At 62.9% G+C, this 22,123-nt stretch carries 15 protein-coding genes and 5 tRNA genes; 4 read left to right on the top strand and 16 right to left on the bottom strand.

The features are described 5' to 3' along the window. Nucleotides 1–6: 6 nt before the first annotated feature. The 15 genes from rpoC to P7644_RS02270 all read right to left on the bottom strand — a co-directional run bounded on the left by rpoC (nt 7) and on the right by P7644_RS02270 (nt 14,806). Nucleotides 7–4,236 carry a DNA-directed RNA polymerase subunit beta' gene (gene rpoC, locus P7644_RS02340; protein ID WP_404301397.1) on the bottom strand — a complete coding sequence of 1,410 codons (4,230 nt, stop codon included), beginning with the start codon at nt 4,234–4,236 and terminating at the stop codon, nt 7–9. Between the two features lie 132 nt (nt 4,237–4,368). Continuing rightward, on the bottom strand, nt 4,369–8,493 hold the full coding sequence (rpoB, locus tag P7644_RS02335) for a DNA-directed RNA polymerase subunit beta (protein WP_404301396.1): 4,125 nt from the start codon (nt 8,491–8,493) through the stop codon (nt 4,369–4,371). A 320-nt stretch (nt 8,494–8,813) separates the two neighbouring features. Next, nucleotides 8,814–9,188 (bottom strand): 50S ribosomal protein L7/L12, encoded by a 375-nt coding sequence (gene rplL / locus P7644_RS02330; protein WP_404301395.1) that lies wholly within the window; start codon nt 9,186–9,188, stop codon nt 8,814–8,816. Between the two features lie 50 nt (nt 9,189–9,238). Further along, nucleotides 9,239–9,745 (bottom strand): 50S ribosomal protein L10, encoded by a 507-nt coding sequence (gene rplJ, locus P7644_RS02325; protein ID WP_011797539.1) that lies wholly within the window; start codon nt 9,743–9,745, stop codon nt 9,239–9,241. Between the two features lie 238 nt (nt 9,746–9,983). Further along, nucleotides 9,984–10,679: a 50S ribosomal protein L1 gene (rplA, locus tag P7644_RS02320; RefSeq protein WP_404301394.1), complete on the bottom strand. Its 696-nt coding sequence runs from the start codon at nt 10,677–10,679 to the stop codon at nt 9,984–9,986. 1 nt (nt 10,680) lies between these two features. Beyond that, nucleotides 10,681–11,112: a 50S ribosomal protein L11 gene (gene rplK / locus P7644_RS02315; protein ID WP_404301393.1), complete on the bottom strand. Its 432-nt coding sequence runs from the start codon at nt 11,110–11,112 to the stop codon at nt 10,681–10,683. Nucleotides 11,113–11,238: 126 nt separating this feature from the next. Then, complete coding sequence (gene nusG, locus P7644_RS02310) at nt 11,239–11,829, bottom strand: transcription termination/antitermination protein NusG (RefSeq protein WP_404301392.1); 591 nt, start codon at nt 11,827–11,829, stop codon at nt 11,239–11,241. Then, a complete protein-coding gene (secE, locus tag P7644_RS02305) occupies nt 11,829–12,212 on the bottom strand; it encodes a preprotein translocase subunit SecE (protein ID WP_404301391.1) in 384 nt (127 codons plus the stop codon). Before secE ends, nusG begins: the two co-directional genes overlap by 1 nt. Before the next feature lie 89 nt (nt 12,213–12,301). Then, a tRNA-Trp gene (locus tag P7644_RS02300) sits at nt 12,302–12,377 on the bottom strand. A 12-nt stretch (nt 12,378–12,389) separates the two neighbouring features. After that, on the bottom strand, nt 12,390–13,580 hold the full coding sequence (gene tuf / locus P7644_RS02295) for an elongation factor Tu (RefSeq protein WP_317700467.1): 1,191 nt from the start codon (nt 13,578–13,580) through the stop codon (nt 12,390–12,392). A gap of 47 nt (nt 13,581–13,627) precedes the next feature. After that, nucleotides 13,628–13,702: transfer RNA gene (locus tag P7644_RS02290), tRNA-Thr, on the bottom strand. 38 nt (nt 13,703–13,740) lie between these two features. Further along, a tRNA-Gly gene (locus P7644_RS02285) sits at nt 13,741–13,814 on the bottom strand. A 47-nt stretch (nt 13,815–13,861) separates the two neighbouring features. Next, a tRNA-Tyr gene (locus P7644_RS02280) sits at nt 13,862–13,947 on the bottom strand. Nucleotides 13,948–14,031: 84 nt separating this feature from the next. Further along, nucleotides 14,032–14,107: transfer RNA gene (locus tag P7644_RS02275), tRNA-Arg, on the bottom strand. Nucleotides 14,108–14,185: 78 nt separating this feature from the next. Then, on the bottom strand, nt 14,186–14,806 hold the full coding sequence (locus P7644_RS02270) for a TetR family transcriptional regulator (RefSeq protein ID WP_404301390.1): 621 nt from the start codon (nt 14,804–14,806) through the stop codon (nt 14,186–14,188). Nucleotides 14,807–14,982: 176 nt separating this feature from the next. On the opposite strand from P7644_RS02270, the gene P7644_RS02265 reads away from it, so the two are divergent. The 4 genes from P7644_RS02265 (at nt 14,983) to P7644_RS02250 (ending at nt 21,513) form a co-directional block, all read left to right on the top strand. Continuing rightward, on the top strand, nt 14,983–16,236 hold the full coding sequence (locus P7644_RS02265; RefSeq protein WP_404301389.1) for an efflux RND transporter periplasmic adaptor subunit: 1,254 nt from the start codon (nt 14,983–14,985) through the stop codon (nt 16,234–16,236). A gap of 17 nt (nt 16,237–16,253) precedes the next feature. Next, on the top strand, nt 16,254–19,406 hold the full coding sequence (locus tag P7644_RS02260; protein WP_404301388.1) for an efflux RND transporter permease subunit: 3,153 nt from the start codon (nt 16,254–16,256) through the stop codon (nt 19,404–19,406). A 24-nt stretch (nt 19,407–19,430) separates the two neighbouring features. Next, entirely contained in the window at nt 19,431–20,873 is a 1,443-nt protein-coding gene (locus P7644_RS02255; RefSeq protein WP_404301387.1) for an efflux transporter outer membrane subunit, read from the top strand. A 121-nt stretch (nt 20,874–20,994) separates the two neighbouring features. After that, nucleotides 20,995–21,513, top strand: a complete 519-nt coding sequence (locus P7644_RS02250; RefSeq protein ID WP_404301386.1) for a c-type cytochrome — start codon at nt 20,995–20,997, stop codon at nt 21,511–21,513. A 54-nt stretch (nt 21,514–21,567) separates the two neighbouring features. Here P7644_RS02250 and P7644_RS02245 read toward each other — a convergent pair whose 3' ends face one another. Further along, nucleotides 21,568–22,098 carry a DUF2946 family protein gene (locus P7644_RS02245; RefSeq protein WP_404301385.1) on the bottom strand — a complete coding sequence of 177 codons (531 nt, stop codon included), beginning with the start codon at nt 22,096–22,098 and terminating at the stop codon, nt 21,568–21,570. Nucleotides 22,099–22,123 lie beyond the last annotated feature (25 nt).

Below are 22,123 nucleotides of genomic sequence, written 5' to 3'. Positions count from 1 at the left end.
GGCCGTTTAGTCGGCCAGGTCGGCGCTGCCGTCAAGCTCGGCGGCCGCACCTTCGGCACCGGCATTGGCCAGCTCCTCGGCCTCGGCCTCGGCGATGGCGCGGCGCTCGGCCTCGTCCATGGCGTCCTTGGCCTTGCGTGCCTGGTGGTAGGCCAGGCCCGTGCCGGCGGGGATCAGGCGGCCCACGATGACGTTTTCCTTCAGGCCGCGCAGCTCGTCGCGCTTGCCCATGATGGCCGCCTCGGTCAGCACGCGCGTCGTCTCCTGGAACGAGGCCGCGGAGATGAAGGAGTCGGTGGACAGCGAGGCCTTGGTGATGCCCAGCAGCACGTTGGAGTAGGTGGCCGGGATCTTGCCATCCCTCTGCGCCGCCTCGTTCGTGTTGAGGATCTCCGAGCGCTCGACCTGCTCGCCCTGGATGTAGCCGGTCTCGCCCGGGGCCTCGACCACGACGCGGCGCAGCATCTGGCGCACGATGACCTCGATGTGCTTGTCGTTGATCTTCACGCCCTGCAAGCGGTACACGTCCTGCACTTCATCGACGATGTAGCGTGCCAGCTCCTCGATGCCCAAGAGGCGCAGGATGTCCTGCGGATCGGCCGGGCCGTCGACGATCAGCTCGCCCTTGTTGACCACCTGGCCTTCGTGCACCAGCACGTTCTTTTCCTTGGGCACCAGCTCGTCCCAGACATGGCCTTCGGGGTCGGTGATCTGCAGGCGCACCTTGCCCTTGGTTTCCTTGCCGAAGGAGATGGTGCCGGTCATCTCGGCCAGCATGCCCTTGTCCTTGGGGCTGCGGGCCTCGAACAGCTCGGCCACGCGCGGCAGACCGCCGGTGATGTCGCGCGTCTTCTGGCCTTCCACGGGGATACGCGCCAGCACCTCGCCGGGGCCCACTTCCTGGCCGTCGCGCACCTGGATCAGCGCGCCAATCTGGAAGCCGATGGCCACCGCGTGGTCGGTGCCCGGAATCTTCACCTCCTGGCCATTGGCGTCGATCAGCTTGACCAGCGGGCGCACCACCTTGGCCGAGCCGCGGCGCTTGGGGTCGATCACCACCAGCGTAGACAGGCCGGTGACATCGTCCACCTGCTTGGCCACGGTGAGGCCCTCTTCCACGTTCTCGAACTTCGCCTGGCCGGCGAATTCCGTGATGATGGGGCGCGTCAGCGGATCCCAGTTGGCCAGGATGGTGCCGGCCTTGATCTGCTGGTCGGCCTTCACCGTCAGCGTCGCGCCATAAGGCACCTTGTGGCGCTCGCGCTCGCGGCCATGCTCGTCCTGGATGATGACCTCACCCGAGCGGGCGATCACCACCAGCTCGCCCTTGGTGTTGGTCACGTAGCGCATCGTGGCGTTGAAGGCGATGACGCCGTTGGACTTGGCCTCGACGCTGGAGGCGATGGCCGCACGCGAAGCCGCGCCACCGATGTGGAAGGTACGCATGGTCAGCTGCGTGCCGGGCTCGCCGATGGACTGGGCGGCGATCACACCCACGGCCTCGCCGAGGTTGATCAGGCCGCCGCGGCCCAGGTCGCGGCCGTAGCACTTGGCGCACAGGCCGTAGCGGGTCTCGCAGGTCAGCGCGGTGCGCACCTTGACCTCGTCCACGCCGGCGGTCTCGATCTCCTCGATCGTGTCTTCGTCCAGCATGCGGCCCGCAGCCACCAGCACGTCACGCGTTTCGGGATCCAGCACGTCTTCGGCCACGACACGGCCGAGGATACGTTCGCGCAGCGACTCGATGACCTCGCCGCCCTCGACGATGGCGCGCATCAGCGAGCCATTGGAGGTGCCGCAATCGTCCTCGGTCACCACCAGGTCCTGCGTCACGTCCACCAGGCGGCGCGTCAGGTAGCCGGAGTTCGCGGTCTTCAGCGCCGTGTCAGCCAGGCCCTTGCGGGCGCCGTGCGTGGAGATGAAGTACTGCAGCACGTTCAGGCCTTCACGGAAGTTGGCCGTGATGGGGGTCTCGATGATGGAGCCATCGGGCTTGGCCATCAGGCCGCGCATGCCGGCCAGCTGGCGGATCTGCGCCGCGCTACCGCGGGCACCCGAGTCGGCCATCATGTAGATGGAGTTGAAGGATTCCTGGTCCACCTCCTTGCCGTGGCGGTCGATGGTCTTTTCCTTCTTCAGGTGATCCATCATGACCTTGGAGATGTCATCGCCGGCCTTGCCCCAGATGTCCACCACCTTGTTGTAGCGCTCGCCGGCCGTGACCAGGCCGGAGACGTACTGCTGCTCGATTTCCTTCACTTCCTTTTCGGCGCGGCCGATGATTTCGGTCTTTTGCGCCGGTACCAGCATGTCGTCCACGCAGATCGAAATACCGGCACGCGTGGCCAGGCGGAAGCCGTTTTGCAGCAGCTTGTCGGCAAACACCACGGTTTCCTTCAGGCCGCACTTGCGGAAGCTGGCGTTGATGAGCCGGGAGATTTCCTTCTTCTTGAGCGCCTTGTTCAGGTTGCTGAACGCCAGGCCCTTGGGCAGGATCTCGGACAGCAGGGCGCGGCCCACCGTGGTCTCGATCAGCTTGGTTTCGGGCTCGAACGCGCCCGAGTCCTTGTTCTTGTTCCACTCGACCAGACGCACGCTGATCTTGGTGGCCAGCTCGACCTCGCCCGCATCCAGGGCGCGCTGGACCTCGGCGGTGTCGGTAAACACCATGCCCTCGCCCTTGCCGTTGATCTTCTCGCGCGTGGCGTGGTACAGGCCCAGCACCACGTCCTGCGAGGGCACGATGGAGGGCTCGCCCGAGGCCGGGAAGAGCACGTTGTTGGACGCCAGCATCAGCGTGCGCGCCTCCAGCTGCGCCTCGACGGACAGCGGCACGTGCACGGCCATCTGGTCACCGTCGAAGTCGGCGTTGAAGGCCGCGCAGACCAGCGGGTGCAGCTGGATGGCCTTGCCTTCGATGAGGATGGGCTCGAAGGCCTGGATGCCCAGGCGGTGCAGCGTGGGAGCACGGTTCAACATGACCGGATGCTCCTTGATGACCTCTTCCAGGATGTCCCACACCACGGGCGTGCCGGCTTCCACTTCCTTCTTCGCCGCCTTGATGGTGGTGGCGATGCCCATGGCTTCCAGGCGCGAGAAGATGAAGGGCTTGAAGAGTTCGAGCGCCATCAGCTTCGGCAGGCCGCACTGGTGCAGCTTGAGCGTCGGGCCCACGGTGATCACCGAACGACCCGAGTAGTCCACGCGCTTGCCCAGCAGGTTCTGGCGGAAACGCCCGCCCTTGCCCTTGATCATGTCGGCCAGGGACTTCAGCGCGCGCTTGTTGGCGCCGGTCATGGCCTTACCGCGGCGGCCGTTGTCCAGCAGCGAGTCCACGGCCTCCTGCAGCATGCGCTTTTCGTTGCGCGCGATGATTTCCGGGGCCTTGAGCTCCAGCAGGCGGCGCAGGCGCGAGTTGCGGTTGATGACGCGGCGGTACAGGTCGTTCAGGTCGGAGGTGGCAAAGCGCCCGCCATCGAGCGGCACCAGCGGACGCAGGTCCGGCGGCAGCACGGGCAGCACTTCCAGCACCATCCACTCGGGCTTGATGCCGGACTTGCGGAAGGCCTCCAGCACCTTCAGGCGCTTGGCGTTCTTCTTAACCTTGACCTCGGAGCCGGTCAGATCGCCGCGCAGGCGCTCGATCTCGATCTCGATGTCTATGCCTTCGAGCAGTTCCTTGATGCCCTCGGCGCCCATCTTGGCGATGAATTCATCGCCGTATTCCTTGCGCTTGGCATCGTAGTCGTCCTCGCTCATGATGCTGAACTTCTTCAGCGGGGTCATGCCGGGGTCGGTGACGACGTAGGCCTCGAAGTACAGCACGCGCTCGATGTCGCGCAGCGTCATGTCCAGCACCAGGCCCAGGCGCGAGGGCAGGCTCTTCAGGAACCAGATGTGAGCACAGGGCGCGGCCAGGTCGATGTGGCCCATGCGCTCGCGGCGCACCTTGGTCTGCGTGACCTCCACGCCGCACTTCTCGCAGATCACGCCGCGGTGCTTCAGGCGCTTGTACTTGCCGCACAGGCACTCGTAGTCCTTGATCGGGCCGAAGATCTTGGCGCAGAACAAACCGTCACGTTCGGGCTTGAAGGTGCGGTAGTTGATGGTCTCGGGCTTCTTCACCTCACCGAAAGACCAGGAACGGATCTTCTCGGGCGAGGCCATGCCGATCTTGATGGCATCGAAATGCTCATCCGGCGTGAATTGCTTGAACAGGTCGAGTAGCGATTTCATGTGACTCTTTCCCTTGTATCAAAAATCGTAGCTGCTAGCGCTTGATAAACGGGAGCTTGAGCATCAAAAGACATCGAATGCCTTGATGAACAAGCGCCAGCAGCTCACTTTTTTCTATTAAACCTGCCCCGATCAGGAGCGTTCCAACTCGATATCCAGGCCCAGGGAACGGATTTCCTTGACCAGCACATTGAACGACTCCGGCATGCCGGCCTCGATGGCGTGTTCGCCCTTGACGATGGACTCGTACACCTTGGTACGGCCCTGCACGTCGTCGGACTTCACGGTGAGCATTTCCTGCAGCACATAGGCAGCGCCATAGGCCTCCAGCGCCCACACTTCCATCTCACCGAAACGCTGGCCGCCGAACTGCGCCTTGCCGCCCAGCGGCTGCTGCGTGACCAGCGAGTACGGGCCGGTGGAGCGTGCGTGCATCTTGTCATCGACAAGGTGGTGCAGCTTGAGGTAGTGCATGTAGCCGATGGTGGTCGGGCGCTCGAAGCGCTCGCCCGTGCGGCCGTCGTACAGATAGGCCTGGGTGCGCGTGTCGGTCAGGCCCTTGCGCGCCTTGATGTCGTCGGGATAGGCCAGCTTGAGCATGTCCTTGATCTCGGCCTCGGAGGCACCGTCGAACACGGGCGAGGCAAAGGGCACGCCGGTGGTCAGCTCGCGCGCCATGGCCATGATCTCGTCGTCGCTGAACTGCGAGAGCTCTTCCTTGCGGCCGCGCGAGTTGTAGATCTCCTCAAGGTATTTACGCAGCTCGGCCGCCTTGGCCTCGCGTTGCAGCATGTCGCCAATGCGCTGGCCCATGCCCTTGCCGGCCCAGCCCAGGTGCACTTCCAGCACCTGGCCGATGTTCATGCGCGACGGCACGCCCAGCGGATTGAGCACGATGTCGGCGGGCGTGCCGTCGGCCATGTAGGGCATGTCTTCGACCGGAACGATCTTCGAGACCACACCCTTGTTGCCGTGGCGGCCGGCCATCTTGTCGCCGGGTTGCAGGCGGCGCTTGACGGCCAGATAGACCTTGACCATCTTCAGCACGCCCGCGGGCAGCTCGTCGCCCTGCGTGAGCTTCTTGCGCTTTTCCTCGAACGCCAGGTCGAAGCTGTGGCGCGTCTGCTCCATGGCATTCTTCATGGATTCGAGCTGCGCGGCCACGGCCTCGTCGGCCGGGCGGATGTCGAACCAGTGGAACTTCTCCACGCCGTCCAGATAGGCCTTGTCGATGGTCGTGCCCTTGGCCAGCTTCTGCGGGCCGCCGTTCGCCACCTTGCCCACGAGCAGCTTCTCGATACGGTCGAAGGCGTCGGCCTCGACGATGCGCAGCTGGTCGTTCAGGTCCAGGCGGAAGCGCTTGAGCTCATCGTCGATGATCTGCTGGGCGCGCTTGTCGCGCTGGATGCCTTCGCGGGTGAACACCTGCACGTCGATCACGGTGCCCGAGCTGCCCTGGTCCACACGCAGCGAGGTGTCCTTCACGTCGGACGCCTTCTCGCCGAAGATGGCGCGCAGCAGCTTTTCTTCCGGCGTGAGCGTGGTTTCGCCCTTGGGCGTGACCTTGCCGACCAGCGTGTCGCCAGGCTGCACCTCGGCGCCGACGTAGATGATGCCGGACTCGTCCAGGCGGTTCAGCTGCTGCTCCGACAGGTTCGGAATGTCGCGCGTGATTTCCTCGGCACCGAGCTTGGTGTCGCGCGCCATCACCACCAGTTCCTCGATGTGGATCGAGGTGTAGCGGTCTTCGGCCACCACGCGCTCGCTGATCAGGATCGAGTCCTCGAAGTTGTAGCCGTTCCAGGGCATGAAGGCGATCAGCATGTTCTGGCCGATGGCGATCTCGCCCAGGTCGGTCGAGGCGCCGTCGGCGATCACGTCGCCCTTGGCCAGCACGTCACCGCGCTTGACGATGGGGCGCTGGTGGATGTTGGTGTTCTGGTTGGAACGCTGGTACTTGATGAGGTTGTAGATGTCCACACCCACCTCGCCGGCCACGGCTTCGGCATCATGTACGCGCACCACGATGCGGGTGGCATCCACATAATCCACCACGCCGCCGCGCTTGGCGGTGACCACGGTGCCCGAGTCGACGGCCGCGACACGCTCGATGCCGGTGCCCACCATGGGCTTCTCGGGACGCAGCACGGGCACGGCCTGGCGCGACATGTTGGCGCCCATCAAGGCGCGGTTCGCGTCGTCATGCTCCAGGAAGGGCACGAGCGATGCCGCCACCGAGACGATCTGCGCCGGCGACACATCCATGTATTCCACGCGCTCGGCCGACACCAGGGTGGATTCGCCCTTCTCACGCGCCGACACCAGGTCGCCAGTCAGCTTGCCGTCCTTGTCCAGCGTGGCGTTGGCCTGGGCAATGATGTATTTGCCTTCCTCGATGGCCGACAGGTAGTCGATCTCCATCGTCACCTTGCCGTCCACCACACGGCGGTAGGGCGTCTCGATGAAGCCGTATTCGTTCAGGCGCGCGTACAGGGCCAGCGAGTTGATCAGGCCGATGTTCGGGCCTTCCGGTGTCTCGATAGGGCAGACACGGCCGTAGTGGGTGACGTGCACGTCGCGCACCTCGAAGCCGGCGCGCTCGCGCGTCAAACCGCCCGGGCCCAGGGCCGAGACGCGGCGCTTGTGCGTGATCTCGGCCAGCGGATTCGTCTGGTCCATGAACTGCGACAGCTGCGAGGCGCCGAAGAACTCCTTCAGGGCCGCGGAAATCGGCTTGGAGTTGATCAGGTCATGCGGCATCAGCGGCTCTTGCTCGGCCTGGCCCAGGCGCTCCTTCACGGCCTTCTCGATGCGCGCCAGGCCGGTGCGGTACTGGTTCTCGGCCAGCTCGCCGACGCAGCGCACACGGCGGTTGCCCAGGTGGTCAATGTCGTCCACCTCGCCCTTGCCGTTGCGCAGGTCCACCAGGATCTTCACCACGGCCAGGATGTCGTCGTTGGACAGCACCATGGGGCCGGTGGCCTCGCTGTTGCCGATCTTGGCGTTGAACTTCATGCGACCCACGCGCGACAGGTCGTAGGTGTCGGGGTTGTAGAACAGGCGCTGGAACAGGGCCTGCACGGCGTCTTCCGTCGGCGGCTCGCCGGGGCGCATCATGCGGTAGATGGCCACGCGCGCGGCAAACTCATCCACCGTTTCGTCGATGCGCAGCGTCTGCGAGATGTAGGCGCCCTGGTCGAGCTCGTTGGTATAGATGGCCTGCAGTTCCTGCACGCCGGCCGAGCGCAGCTTCTTGAGCAAGGCCTCGGTCAGCTCCTCGTTGGCCTTGGCCAGAATCTCACCGGTGTCGGGGTCGACGATGTTGCGCGCCACGACACGGCCGATCAGGAAGTCCTCCGGCACGCTGATGTGCGTGGTGCCCGACTGCTCCAGTTCACGGGTGTGGCGGGCGGTGACGCGCTTGTCCTTGGCCACCACCACCTTGCCGGACTTGTCGGTGATGTCGAAACGCGCCACCTCGCCGCGCAGGCGCTCGGGTACGAACTCCAGCTGTGCGCCGCTGTCCATGAGGCGGAAGTTGTCGTTGACGAAGAAGTTCGCCAGGATGGATTCCGGGTTCAGGCCGATGGCCTTGAGCAGAATCGTGACCGGCATCTTGCGGCGGCGGTCGACACGGAAATACAGGATGTCCTTGGGGTCGAATTCAAAGTCCAGCCAGGAGCCGCGGTAGGGGATGATGCGTGCCGAGAACAGCAACTTGCCCGAGCTGTGGGTCTTGCCCTTGTCATGCTCGAAGAACACACCCGGCGAGCGGTGCAGCTGGGAGACGATCACGCGCTCCGTGCCGTTGATGATGAACGAGCCCTTGTCGGTCATCAGGGGCACCTCGCCCATGTAGACCTCTTGCTCCTTGACCTCCTTCACCACCTTGTTCTGGGAGGTGGACGATTCACGGTCGTAAATAATGAGCTGCACCTTGGCGCGCACGGCAGACGAAAACGTCAAGCCACGCGTCTGGCACTCGCGCACGTCGAAAGCCGGCTTGGCGAGGTTGTATTCGACGAATTTCATCTCCACGAAGCCGTTGTGGGAGACGATGGGGAAGGCGGAGTTGAAGGCCGCCTGCAGACCTTCGATGCTGCGCTTTTGCGCGGGCTTGTCTGCCTGCAGGAACGCGGTGTAGGCATCGCGCTGCATCTGCAGCAAATAGGGTACTTCGAGCACGCTGTCACGGCTACCGAAACTCTTGCGGATGCGCTTGCGTTCGGTATAGCTGTACGTGGATGTTTGGGCCATGAGATCTCCGGGCAAAGACATGACGATGGGGTCTTCGACGACTACTACTGCCCCACAAGGCACTGCCTGCGGGCTTGGCGGTTGGCCACTACCAACCATGGCGGACGGCGATGCATTGCACATCGCCCGAACCAAGGCGTCTTCTGCTGTCGGGTGGGTCAGAAGACACTAGAAAGCTGGCTCAGGAGCTTGCCCTCGGCCTTGGGCCTTGGGTAAACCGACCCTGAGCCGGTTTTCTGGTGCGCTCTGAAAACATGTTCCATAAGCACCAAAGGCTGGAGGCCTTTTGCAAGGCCCCCAGCCCGAAGGAACAAACCCAATTACTTGAGTTCGGCCTTGGCGCCGGCTTCCACCAGCTTCTTGACGGCGGCTTCGGCGTCAGCCTTGGCAATGCCTTCCTTGACGTTCTTGGGTGCGCCATCCACCAGATCCTTGGCTTCCTTCAGGCCCAGGCCCGTGATTTCGCGCACGGCCTTGATGACGGAGACCTTGTTGGCGCCGGCTTCGGTCAGCACTACGTTGAACTCGGTCTTCTCTTCAGCAGCCGGGGCAGCAGCGCCACCACCTGCAGCAGGAGCGGCCATGGCGGCTGCGCTCACGCCGAACTTCTCTTCAATGGCCTTGACCAGGTCATTGAGTTCCATGACCGTCATGCTGTCCAGCGCGGTCAAGAATGCGTCTTTATCGAATGCCATTTTGATTTCCTAAAACAATTGATTGGGGGATGCGACTGCACGGCCTGAAATCAGGCCGCAGCAGCTTCGCCTTCGCCTTTTTTGGCCGCCAGGGCACCCAGCACCACGGCGGTGCGGGAGATAGGCGACATCAGCAAGCCACACAGCTGAGCCAGCAACACTTCCTTGGAAGGGATGTTGGCCAGTTGCTTCACGCCGTTCACGTCCAGGGCCTTGCCCGCGAAAGCGCCGCCGCGAATGACCAGCTTGTCATTGGTCTTCGCGAAATCGGCCACCACCTTGGCGGCGGCCACAGCGTCTTCGGAGAAGCCATAGATCAAGGGACCAGTCATCTGGTCGGCCACCACGTCAAACTGGCTGCCAGCCACAGCACGGCGTGCCAGGGTGTTCTTCAGAACACTCAAGGAAACACCCTTGCTGCGAGCATCAACGCGCAGTTTGGTCATGTCGGCGACCGTGATGCCACGGTATTCCGCGATCACGAGCGTTTGAGCTTTAGCGGCGAGGCTGGTCACTTCATTGATGACCGCTTCTTTCTCACTGCGATTAAGACTCAAGGTCTACTCCTTCATATGCGCACTTCGGACAAATCCAGCCGTGCGCGCTCTTGGTTTGCAGCGACCAACTGTTTTGGAATATCTGTTTCCATCTGCAGCGGGATCGCCATCTGCGTTGGCCCTCATGGGTTTAAGTGCAATCGGTTTGCACACCAACGGTCTTGGATGGCCCGATGCAGCATCGCTGCATCAGCCCACCACCGAAGCGCTCTTGCGAGCACTTCAAGATCTATCGCAATCAGGCTGCGATGGTTTGCGTGTCGACGCGAACGCCGACGCCCATGGTCGAGGACACGGCCACCTTGCGCAGGTAGACACCCTTGCTGGTTGCAGGCTTGGCCTTGTTCAAGGCCTCGATCAAGGCCACGAGGTTGCCCTGCAGCTTGTCGTCACCAAACGAGCGGCGACCAATGGTCGTGTGGATGATGCCTGCCTTGTCGACACGAAATTGCACCTGACCGGCCTTGGCATTCTTCACTGCCGTGGCCACGTCGGGCGTCACGGTGCCAACCTTGGGGTTAGGCATCAGACCGCGCGGGCCCAGGATCTGGCCCAGGGTACCCACAACGCGCATGGCATCAGGGGCTGCGATCACCACGTCGAATGGCATGTCACCGGCCTTGACCTGGGCTGCCAGGTCGTCCATGCCAACGATGTCGGCACCAGCTGCCCTGGCCTCTTCCGCCTTTGCGCCTTGCGCAAACACGGCCACGCGGGAGGTCTTGCCGGTACCGTTGGGCAGCACGACGGCGCCACGCACCACCTGATCGGATTTCTTGGCATCCACGCCCAGTTGCACGGCCACGTCGATGGATTCGTCGAACTTGGCGGTAGCCGCCTCCTTCACCAGGGCCACGGCCTCGGCAAACGGATACAGCTTGGTGCTGTCGACCTTGCCCTGCAGGGCCTTTTGCTTCTTGGTCAGCTTAGCCATTTCAGAGACCCTCCACCGTCACGCCCATGGAACGGGCAGAGCCAGCCAGCGTGCGCACGGCGGCGTTCACGTTGGCGGCGTTCATGTCCTTGAGCTTGGTCTTGGCGATTTCTTCCAGCTGCTCGCGGGTGATCTTTCCCACCTTGGTGGACTTGGCATTCGAGGAGCCCTTGTCCAACTTGATGGCCTTCTTGATCAGCACCGTTGCGGGCGGTGTCTTGATGATGAAGGTGAAACTCTTGTCGGCAAACGCCGTGATTACCACGGGCAGGGGCAGGCCCGGCTCAACGCCTTGGGTCTGGGCATTGAATGCCTTGCAGAACTCCATGATGTTGAGACCGCGCTGACCGAGCGCAGGGCCGATCGGGGGGGACGGGTTGGCCTTACCAGCTGGCACTTGCAGCTTGATGAAGCCGACGATTTTCTTCGCCATAGTTGCTCCTTGCGGGTGATGACGCCTGGCTGAACAGCCAGGCTCCCCGGGGTTACCGACTCATTTTTTATCGCGCCGAGTCGAAAAACGCGAACTCACTTGCCCAATCAAGCTTTGCCGAAAAGCCTATGTTTTTTCGACCTGAGCAAACTCCAACTCCACGGGCGTTGAACGGCCAAAAATCATGACCGATACGCGTAGGCGGCTCTTTTCGTAGTTGACTTCTTCCACCGAGCCATTGAAGTCCGTGAAAGGACCTTCTTTGACGCGCACCAGTTCACCGACCATGAACTCGATCTTGTGACGCGGCTTGTCAGTGCCTTGCTGCATTTGGCTGACGATCTTCTGAACTTCCTCTTCAGAAATTGGTGCAGGGCGGTTTTTCACTCCCCCCACGAACCCCGTCACCTTGCTCGTGTGCTTCACCAAATGCCAAGTGTCGTCATCCATCACCATCTCGACGAACACATAGCCAGGAAACAAACGACGCTCTGTCGTCTTGCGCTGGCCGTTCTTCATCTCCACGACCTCTTCGGTCGGAACCAGAATGCGGCCGAACTTCTGCTGCATGCCCGCGCGGGCAATACGCTCCTGAATGTTGCGCTCTACCGCTTTTTCCATTCCGGAATAGGCGTGCACGATGTACCACCGCAGATCGGGATTCACCGCTGCGCCCACTGGAGGCTGATCACCACCGGCCTGGACGGTATCCACCATTACTTCCTCCAACCCAAAATCAAATCGTACAAGACCCACTCCAAGGTCTTGTCTGTAAACCAGAGGAAGAGCGCCATTAGAACGACAAATGCGAACACATAGCCCGTCATCTGCAGCGATTCCTTGCGTGTCGGCCAAACCACTTTCTTGACCTCACGCGATGCATCACGCGCAAAGGCAATGAACTGGCGGCCATGCTCAGAAACCAAGAACATCGCCACGGCGAGCGCCAACCCCAACAGCAATGCAGCCCATTGGACCAAGGGCCCTTGCTTGCCTAGCACATAAAAACCAGCAATAGAAGCAAGAACGATAGCTACAGCCGCGAACAGCTTTGCCTTGTCCGCACCGGTAGTGACCGTTTCAACCTGGGAAGTGGCCATAGATGAGATTTTCGCCTTCTTGATCTAACGCCTTACAAGACGCCGAAGCCCGCCAGATTCTGGCGGGCTTGTTAACCACCATTATCAGGTGGCAGGGGCAGTAGGAATCGAACCTACAACCTTCGGTTTTGGAGACCGACGCTCTGCCAATTGAGCTATACCCCTTTGATCCCTGAATTACGCAATGATCTTGGCCACGACGCCGGCGCCGACGGTACGGCCGCCTTCACGGATGGCAAAACGCAGGCCTTCTTCCATGGCGATGGGGGCGATCAGCTTGACGGTGATCGACACGTTGTCGCCGGGCATGACCATTTCCTTGTCCGCGGGCAGCTCGATGGAGCCGGTCACGTCGGTGGTGCGGAAGTAGAACTGGGGGCGGTAGTTGTTGAAGAAGGGCGTATGGCGGCCGCCTTCGTCCTTGCTCAAAACATACACCTCGGCCGTGAAGTGGGTGTGCGGCTTGATGGAGCCGGGCTTGCACAGCACCTGGCCGCGCTCGACGTCTTCGCGCTTGGTGCCGCGCAGCAGCAGGCCCACGTTGTCGCCGGCCTGGCCCTGGTCCAGCAGCTTGCGGAACATTTCCACGCCGGTGCAGGTGGTCTTTTGCGTGTCGCGGATACCGACGATTTCGATTTCCTCGCCGACCTTGATGATGCCGCGCTCGACACGACCCGTGACCACGGTGCCGCGGCCAGAGATGGAGAACACGTCTTCCACGGGCATCAGGAAGGCGCCGTCCACGGCGCGCTCGGGCGTGGGGATGTAGGTGTCCAGGGCTTCGGCGAGCTTGAGGATGGCGGGCTCACCCTTGTCGGATTGGTCGCCTTCCAGGGCCAGCTTGGCAGAGCCGCGGATGATGGGGGTGTCGTCCCCGGGGAAGTCGTACTTGTCCAGCAGCTCGCGCACTTCCATTTCCACCAGCTCGAGCAGCTCTTCGTCGTCCACCATGTCGCACTTGTTCAGGAACACGATGATGTAGGGCACGCCCACCTGGCGGGCCAGCAGGATGTGCTCGCGCGTCTGGGGCATCGGGCCGTCGGCGGCCGAGCACACCAGGATGGCGCCGTCCATCTGGGCGGCGCCGGTGATCATGTTCTTCACATAGTCGGCGTGGCCGGGGCAGTCCACGTGGGCATAGTGGCGGTTGGCCGTTTCGTACTCGACGTGCGAGGTGTTGATGGTGATGCCGCGCGCCTTTTCTTCAGGAGCGTTGTCGATCTGGTCGTAGCCCTTGGCTTCGCCGCCGAACTTCTTGGACAGCACCGTGGCAATGGCCGCCGTCAGCGTCGTCTTGCCATGGTCCACGTGACCGATCGTGCCCACGTTCACGTGGGGCTTGGTACGTTCGAATTTACCTTTTGCCATCTTTTCGACTCCGAAAAAAGCTACACCAGCAAGACAAATACAAATTTTGGTGCCCATGGCGGGAATCGGACCCGCGACCTCTCCCTTACCAAGGGAGTGCTCTACCACTGAGCCACATGGGCAATTTCAAGGCAAAACCTCGAAAGCAAATTCAAAATTATGGAGCGGGAGACGGGAATCGAACCCGCGTCATTAGCTTGGAAGGCTAGGGTTCTACCATTGAACTACTCCCGCAAACCGAAGCTTGCGCAATCGCGACCCAACGCCTCAACTCACAATTTTGGTGGAGGGGACTGGATTCGAACCAGTGTAGGCGTAAGCCAACAGATTTACAGTCTGCCCCCTTTAGCCACTCGGGCACCCCTCCGAAGAATTTGCTATTGTAGCAGCCTTTTTTAAAATTCAATGAATCACAAGAAAAAAGGTTGCACTCACCGATTCTCAGCATAAGTGGCGCGGCTGGCGGGGATCGAACCCACGACCCTCGGCTTCGGAGGCCGATACTCTATCCACTGAGCTACAGCCGCTCGGAAAGCACTGCACCCGACTGACCATGAACGCATGACAACGGGCCCAGATACAAGCGCCGCATTATTGCATGACGGCTAGGCGTCAAACCCAAGACCTCGCAAGTAAGCCGTTACCGTTGCACGGCCTACGACCAGCAAATCAAAGCGTTCGCCACCCAAAATCCAAGCATGCAGCAGCCCATCAAACAGTGCCTGGAGGCCCGTAGCCGCCACCGCAGCATCCATCGGCAGACTCAGCTCCCGCTCGTCCGCAGCCAAACACAAATCACGAGCCAGCAAGGCATGAAAGCGCGCACGGGAGGCCAAGTGCCGCTCGCGAGCAGCCATAAGCTCATCCACATACTCCACCCTGTAGAACGCAATCTCGCATACGCGGCGCGTGCGCTCGTCGCTCATTACGATGAGGATCACACGCTCGACCATAGCCAGTAGCCGCGCCAGCGGGGCAGACCGGTCCGACACGCCGCCTTCGCCGCAGGCCTCCTCCAGAGGCAGGGAGACACGGTCCATCATTGCATTAAACAGGGCCACTTTGTCCTTGAAATGCCAATAGATGGCACCGCGCGTTGCGCCCGCAGCCTGCGCAATCTCACCCAACGATGCGCGCGCCACACCTTTTTCATAGAACACACGCTCGGCGGCATCGAGCAGGTTGTTGCGCGTAGTATCCGCATCTTCCTTAGTGCGTCGTGCCATGAATACTGAATCTCCTTTATGCGACGTGACGCAGCATCAGGCCGCGACTACGGCTGCAATTATACATTCATGAATGTATGTATAATTCGCCTTCTTCCGGCATCACTCTTGGCCGGCGCCGCCATTCGCGACCGTCTTTCATGACATCCGACGCATTCCGTCTTCAAAGGCCCACCATGCCACATCCCAACGACAAGAACACTCGCCATGCCCTCCCCAGGCATCACTCCGCCTCAGTCCTATCAATGGCTCTGGCAGTGGTGCTGGCCATGGGCGCTTGCGGCCAGAAGGTAGATGCTCCCGCAGGAGCAACTGCCGCCCCGCGGACGCCAGAGGTTGGCGTCGTGGCCGTACAGGCGGGCGACATCGGCCTGGTCACCGAGCTGCCGGGCAGGCTGGAAGCATCACGCGTCGCCCAGGTGCGCGCGCGGGCTGCTGGGATTCTGCAAAAACGCGTATTCAAAGAGGGCAGCGATGTGAAGGCAGGCCAGCAGCTGTTCTTGATCGACAGCGCGCCCTACCAGGCCAGCCTGGCCCAGGCCGAGGCCAGTGTGGCCCAGGCCGAAGCCAGCCTCGCCCAATCCCGTGCGCTGGCAGAACGCTACCGCCCCCTGGTGGCGGTGAATGCCATCAGCAAACAGGAATATGACAATGCCGTAGCCGCACAAAAGACGGCACAGGCCAATGTGGCTGCAGCCAAGGCCGCGGTAACTACGGCCCGCATCAACCTGGGTTACGCCACCGTGACGGCACCTATTTCCGGCCGCATTGGCCGCGCACTGGTGACCGAGGGCGCCCTGGTCGGTCAGGGCACACCGACCGAGCTGGCCGTGATCCAGCAAATCGACCCGCTGTACATCAATTTCACACAGTCTGCCGCCGACGCACTCAAGCTGCGTGCTGCGGTGGCCAGCGGCAAGTACAAGCAAGCCGGCGCCGGCGCAGCCCAGGTGCGTGTGGTGCTCGAGGATGGCAGCCTTTACCCGCAGGCCGGCCGCCTGCTGTTCACCGACCTCACAGTCGATCCCAGCAGCGGCCAGGTAACTCTACGTGCCGAGGTGCCCAATCGCGACCGCGCGCTATTACCAGGCCTGTATGTGCGGGTACGCCTGGAACAGGCGCAGGTGGACAACGGCATTTTGCTGCCCCAGCAGGCGGTCACCCGCTCGGGCAAGGCTGACACCGTGATGGTGGTGAATACAGACAACCAGGTCGCACCGCGCGTGGTGAAGCTCGGGCCTACCCAAGGCACCCACTGGGTGGTGCTCGATGGCCTGAAGTCCGGCGAGCAGGTCATGGTGGACGGGTTCCAGAAACTGCCGCGCGGCAAACCCGGCGAGCCTGTGGTGGTTAAACCCGTCCCCTGGCAGGCCGATAGTGCCGCCACATCCGCCCCCAGCGAACCTGCCGCTACGCCAACCAAACGCTAAGACCAGGAGCGCGGCACATGGCCAAGTTTTTCATCGAGCGCCCCATCTTCGCGTGGGTGATCGCAATCTTCATCATGGTGATTGGCGCCGTCGCCATCACACAACTGCCCATTGCACAGTACCCGGCCGTGGCACCACCCACCATCCAGGTGTCAGTCGCCTATCCCGGGGCAACAGCCCAAACACTGGAAGACAGCGTGTTGTCCGTCATCGAACGCGAGATGAACGGAGCCACAGGGTTGGCCTACATGGAAACCACCAGCCAGGCCAACGGGACCGGCACCATCGTGCTGAGCTTCGAGCCCGGCACCAACGATGACCTGGCCCAGGTGGACGTGCAGAACCGCCTGTCACGCGCCACCCCCCGCCTGCCTGCGGCGGTGACGCAGCAGGGCGTGCGCGTAGACAAGTCACGCTCCAACTTCCTGCTGTTTTCCATGCTCACCACGGACAACCCGAACATCAGCATCGAGGCACTCAACGACTACGCGGCACGTAACGTAGTACCTGAGCTGCAGCGCCTGCCGGGCGTGGGTGCGGTCACGCAGTTCGGCTCCGAGCGTGCCATGCGCGTCTGGATCGACCCTGCCAAGCTCAAGGGTTTCAACCTGTCGTTGGATCAGGTGAATGCCGCCATCCGCGGGCAGAACCTGCAAGTCTCCGCCGGCAACCTGGGCGACCTGCCCAGCATCCCCGGACAGAGTATGGCGGCGACCATCGTCGTGCAGGGGCAACTCTCCTCGGCCGAACAGTTCGGTAACGTGGTGCTGCGCGCCAACACCGACGGTTCTACCGTGCGCCTGAAAGACGTGGCGCGTATTGAGCTGGGCTCGCAGAGCTACAGCACCAGTGCGCGGCTCAATGGCTCCCCTGCCGTTGGCATGGGCGTGCAGCTTACCTCGAAGGCCAATGCACTGGCCACGGCCAAGGCCGCGAAGGCCAAGCTGGAGCAGCTGCAACAGTACTTTCCGCAGGGCGTCAAGTACACCATCCCGTATGACACTTCCACCTTTATCTCGGTCTCCATCGAGAAGGTGGTGCATACGCTGCTCGAGGCAGTGGCGCTGGTGTTCCTGGTGATGTTCCTGTTCCTGCAGAACTTCCGCTACACCATCATTCCCACCATCGTCGTGCCGGTGGCGCTGCTGGGCACGTTCGGCGCGCTGCTGGCCATGGGCTTCTCGATCAACGTGCTGACCATGTTCGGCATGGTGCTGGTCATCGGCATCGTCGTGGACGACGCTATCGTGGTGGTGGAAAACGTCGAGCGCATCATGGCCGAAGAGGGCCTTCCGCCGCTGGAGGCAACGCGCAAGGCGATGGGCCAAATTTCCGGCGCCATCGTGGGCATCACCGTGGTGCTGATCTCGGTGTTCGTGCCACTGGCCTTCTTTGCCGGCTCCACGGGCAACATCTATCGCCAGTTCGCGGCCACGATGGCTACGTCGATCGCGTTCTCCGCCTTCCTGGCGCTATCGCTCACGCCGGCACTGTGCGGCACCCTGCTCAAGCCCGTGTCCGGAGAGCATCACGAGAAAAAGGGCTTCTTCGGCTGGTTCAACCGCATGTTCAAGAGCACCACGCACCGCTACGAAGCCGGACTGTCACGCCTAGTGCGCCGGGGCGGCCGCATGCTGATCATCTACGCGGCCCTGATCGGCGCCGTGAGCTTCGTGTACATGCGCCTGCCCACCTCTTTCCTGCCCAATGAAGACCAGGGCTACCTGATCGCCAACGTCCAGTTGCCCCCGGGCGCATCACTGGAGCGCACACAGTCGGCATTGCTGGCAGTGGAGCAATTCGCCATGAAACAACCCGAGGTGCAGGACGTCATCACCGTGGCCGGTTTCTCGTTCTCTGGCCAGGGACAAAACGCGGGTATTTCCTTCATCCCCCTGAAGAATTGGAGCGAGCGCCCCGGCGCCGAGCATTCCGCCGATGCCGTGGCGGGCCGAGCCATGGGCGCGCTGTCAGGCTTTCGCGATGCATTCATCTTCGCCCTCAGCCCGCCACCCATCCCCGAGCTGGGCTCGGCGTCGGGCTTCACCTTCCGCCTGCAGGATCGTGGCGCCAAGGGCCATGATGCGCTGGTCGCCGCACGCAACCAGTTGCTGGGCATGGCTGCGCAGAGCAAGGTGCTAGCCCAGGTGCGCCCGGATGGCATGGAAGACGCGCCACAGATGCAGATCGACATCGACCGCGACAAAGCCAATGCCCTGGGCGTGTCGTTCGACACCATCAACAGCGCCTTGTCCACGGCGCTTGGTTCGTCCTACATCAACGACTTCCCGAACCAGGGTCGCCTGCAGCGCGTGGTGGTGCAGGCCGACGCCCCGGCGCGCATGCAGCCTGAAGGGGTGCTGGACCTACCGGTGCTCAACAACCAGGGGCAGGTGCTTCCGCTGTCCACCTTCGCGACCACGCGCTGGGTCACCGGCGCCATGCAGACCGTGCGTTACAACGGCTATCCGGCGATGAAGATCGCAGGTGGCGCGGCACCCGGCTTCAGCACCGGCGATGCCATGCGGGAGATGGAGCGCCTGGTGGCCCAGTTGCCCGAGGGCTTTGGCTTCGAGTGGACGGGCCAGTCGCGCGAGGAAAAGCTCGCCGGCTCGCAGGCCATGGTGCTGTATGCGTTCTCGCTGCTGGCCGTGTTCCTGAGCCTGGCGGCGCTCTACGAGAGCTGGTCCATTCCGTTCTCGGTGCTGTTGGTGGTACCGCTGGGCGTGCTCGGCGTGCTGCTGGGCACGCTGGCGCGCGGCATGTCCAACGACGTGTACTTCCAGATCGGCCTGGTGACCATCATCGGCCTGTCGGCGAAGAACGCGATCCTGATCATCGAATTCGCCAAGGACCTGCAGGCCTCGGGCAAGAGCATCATCGATGCCGCGCTGGAGGCGGCGCACCTGCGCTTTCGCCCCATCATCATGACCTCGCTGGCCTTCACGCTGGGCGTGGTGCCGCTGTTCCTGGCCACCGGCGCCAGTTCCGCCAGCCAGCGGGCCATCGGCACCGGCGTGATCGGCGGAATGATCTCGGGCACCGTTCTGGCAGTGATCTTCGTGCCGGTGTTCTTCGTGCTGGTGCGCGGCTTCTTCAAGGGCAGCCAGCGCCAGCACGCACATGACGCCAAGCATGCCATGCAGCACCACAACGACAGTGCTGCCTGACCCGAGCCACCGGAGTACAACAACATGCACAAGCACAACCTGCCCCGCACGCGCCCAACTCGTACCCTCTTGCCTCTGGCAATCGCAACCTTGCTGGCCGGCTGCAGCTTCATACCCAAGTACGAGCGCCCTGCGGCACCGGTACCTGAGGCCTTTGCCCTGGCCGGCAGTGAAGCGCCGGCTGCCGCCAAGACTGCTGCCGACATCGACTGGAAGGACTACTTCACCGATCCACGCCTGCAACGGCTCATCGGTATCGCACTGGGCAACAACCGCGACCTGCGCGTGGCCATGCTCAACGTCGAGCAGGCACGCGCGCAGTTCCAGATTCAGCGCGCCAACCAGTGGCCCGTGGTGAATGCCATTGCCAGCAGTACGCGCCAGCCCAAGACCTCGGGTGACGGCTACAGCAATCTGTACCAGGCGGGCCTGGGCATCTCGGCCTGGGAGATGGATTTCTTCGGCCGCATCGCGGCCCTCAAGGAGCAGGCCTTGGCCCAATACCTGGCTACGGCAGAGGCACGCAAATCGGCGCAGATCAGCCTGGTCGCTGCCGTGGCATCGGGCTGGCTGACTCTGATGGCCGATGAGGAGTTGCTCGACATCTCGCGACGCACGCTGGACACGCGCGAGGAGTCCGTCAGGCTCACGCGTCTGCGGCTGGAGCATGGCGTGAGCTCCGAGCTGGACAGCTACCAGGCCGAAAGCCTGGCCCAGGCAGCACGCGCCACCTACGCCCAGCAGCAGCGCCAGCGCCTGCTCGATGAAAACGCCCTCGCCCTGCTGCTGGGTCAGCCGCTGCCCGACGAAATCCGCGCCAGCCTGCCCTCGGCGCGCCTAACCACTGCGGCCCCCATGCAGGCGCTGCCTGCGGGCCTGCCATCGGACCTGCTGGAGCGCCGCCCCGACATACGCCAGGCCGAACAGTTGCTGATCGGCGCCAATGCCAACATCGGGGCGGCACGCGCGGCATTCTTTCCGCGCATCTCGCTCACGGCGCAGGCAGGCACGGTGAGCAATGAGCTGTCCGGCTTATTCAAGAGCGGCTCGTGGGCATTCTCTCTGGCGCCACAACTGGCCCTGCCGATCTTCGATGCCGGGCGCAATCAGGCCGGCCTGGAATCCGCGCGTGCCGGTCGCGAGATCGCCATGGCGCAGTACGAAAAATCCATACAGACCGCTTTCCGCGAAGTGTCCGACGCGTTGGCCGGCCAGGCCACGCTGCAGCAGCAAGCCGATGCCCAGCGCGCACAGGTACAGGCAGACAGCAAGCGCCTGCAACTGTCCGATCTGCGCTATCGCAACGGGGTGGCGAGCTACCTGGATCTGCTGGACGCCCAGCGTTCGCTGTTCGCCACCGAGCAGGCACTGGTGCTGACCCAATTGCAGCAGCTACAAAACCAGGTGTCGCTGTACAAGGTACTGGGTGGAGGCTGGACGGATACGAGCGCGGCACCGCGCTCTTGAAACGCCAGCAAGGGGGTGTCCGTCATTGGCGTCCCTCGAGCGCGGGGCGAGGGCGACTCCTATAATCGCCCCGGTTTTCTTTCTGCCGCCAGAACCACAAATCAAGTCACCTGAGGAATCCATGAGCGACACCCCTGACGATGCGCATACCGGCGCCATCAAGAACCCGAAGCAGTTCCTGACATCCACCATCCTTGCCTTCGTAGTGCCGATATTCATCATCATCGGCCTGGTGATGTTCGTGACTTCGGGCACCAAGCCCATGACCGGCGTGGGCAACCCCGAGCTGGCGATTGCGCAGCGCATCCAGAAGATCGGCAACGTGGAAGTGCGCGATGCCAACCGCCCGCTGCGCGCCGGCGAAGAGGTGTACAAGGGCCAGTGCGCTGCGTGCCACGCCACGGGGGCCGCCGGCGCTCCGAAGCTCGGCGACGCAGCCGCCTGGGGGCCGCGCATCAAGACGGGTTTTGAGGCCCTGGTGCAATCCGCGCTCAAGGGCAAGGGCGCCATGGCCCCGCAAGGTGGCGGCGACTTTGACGACACCGAAATCGCCCGCGGCGCGGCCTACATGGCCAACGCGGCCGGCGCGAAGTTTGCAGAGCCCGAGCGCCCCACGGCCGAGGGCGAAGCCGGCAAGTAAGAAGCGCCACGCCGTCCCTGTGCACAAGCCGGCCACGCGCCGGCTTGTTTGTTTTCAGGTCTGCGGCAAACTCGCCGGGCTCAGGACAAAGCCGTAGGCAGCAGGCAGATCGGCAGCGCACACCTCGCGCGCCAGCCAACGGCCCTGCTCAATCTGCTGCGCCACGACGGCCACGTCCAGGCTGTGCACCAGGCCCAGGCCTAAGGCGCAGGCCAGGTACACACGCCCGCATTCATCCACCAGGCATTCCTGCACCCCATCCGCGCGCTGGCCGGTATGGGCCACGGGCGCACCATCGGGATCCAGGCGCCAGATCAGCGGCGCGGCCTCCAGCTCGACATACACCCGCTGCGGCCCGTTCTGAAAGTACCAGCGGCCGCACGCGTCGGCCTGGTAGTTGCGGTGGATGAATTCAATCAGCTTGGCGTGCTGCAGCCGGCTGCCGCGCGCGGCGTGAAAGCCGCCCAGCGCCTGCGTGGCCGCATCACGTAAATACCACTGACCACGCGCATCCAGGCCCAGCCAGCCATAGCAGTGGGGAACATGGGGCCACTTGGCAATGGCCTGTTTGACGATGTCATCCATGGGGTGATTGTGCTTCTTGTCCGCA

The sequence above is a fragment of the Alicycliphilus denitrificans genome, from assembly GCF_044792555.1.
In the GTDB taxonomy this organism is placed as follows: domain Bacteria; phylum Pseudomonadota; class Gammaproteobacteria; order Burkholderiales; family Burkholderiaceae_C; genus Alicycliphilus; species Alicycliphilus denitrificans_A.
Note: the sequence above shows the minus strand (reverse complement) of the source record. Positions and strands in the feature narration are given on the sequence as shown.

Excerpts from the sequence above, each read along its gene's own strand:
- rpoC (WP_404301397.1), bottom strand. The coding sequence starts at position 4,236 with ATGAAATCGCTACTCGACCTGTTCAAGCAATTCACGCCGGATGAGCAT.
- rpoB (WP_404301396.1), bottom strand. The coding sequence starts at position 8,493 with ATGGCCCAAACATCCACGTACAGCTATACCGAACGCAAGCGCATCCGC.
- rplL (WP_404301395.1), bottom strand. The coding sequence starts at position 9,188 with ATGGCATTCGATAAAGACGCATTCTTGACCGCGCTGGACAGCATGACG.
- rplA (WP_404301394.1), bottom strand. The coding sequence starts at position 10,679 with ATGGCTAAGCTGACCAAGAAGCAAAAGGCCCTGCAGGGCAAGGTCGAC.
- rplK (WP_404301393.1), bottom strand. The coding sequence starts at position 11,112 with ATGGCGAAGAAAATCGTCGGCTTCATCAAGCTGCAAGTGCCAGCTGGT.
- nusG (WP_404301392.1), bottom strand. The coding sequence starts at position 11,829 with ATGGTGGATACCGTCCAGGCCGGTGGTGATCAGCCTCCAGTGGGCGCA.
- secE (WP_404301391.1), bottom strand. The coding sequence starts at position 12,212 with ATGGCCACTTCCCAGGTTGAAACGGTCACTACCGGTGCGGACAAGGCA.
- tuf (WP_317700467.1), bottom strand. The coding sequence starts at position 13,580 with ATGGCAAAAGGTAAATTCGAACGTACCAAGCCCCACGTGAACGTGGGC.
- P7644_RS02270 (WP_404301390.1), bottom strand. The coding sequence starts at position 14,806 with ATGGCACGACGCACTAAGGAAGATGCGGATACTACGCGCAACAACCTG.
- P7644_RS02265 (WP_404301389.1), top strand. The coding sequence starts at position 14,983 with ATGCCACATCCCAACGACAAGAACACTCGCCATGCCCTCCCCAGGCAT.
- P7644_RS02260 (WP_404301388.1), top strand. The coding sequence starts at position 16,254 with ATGGCCAAGTTTTTCATCGAGCGCCCCATCTTCGCGTGGGTGATCGCA.
- P7644_RS02255 (WP_404301387.1), top strand. The coding sequence starts at position 19,431 with ATGCACAAGCACAACCTGCCCCGCACGCGCCCAACTCGTACCCTCTTG.
- P7644_RS02250 (WP_404301386.1), top strand. The coding sequence starts at position 20,995 with ATGAGCGACACCCCTGACGATGCGCATACCGGCGCCATCAAGAACCCG.
- P7644_RS02245 (WP_404301385.1), bottom strand. The coding sequence starts at position 22,098 with ATGGATGACATCGTCAAACAGGCCATTGCCAAGTGGCCCCATGTTCCC.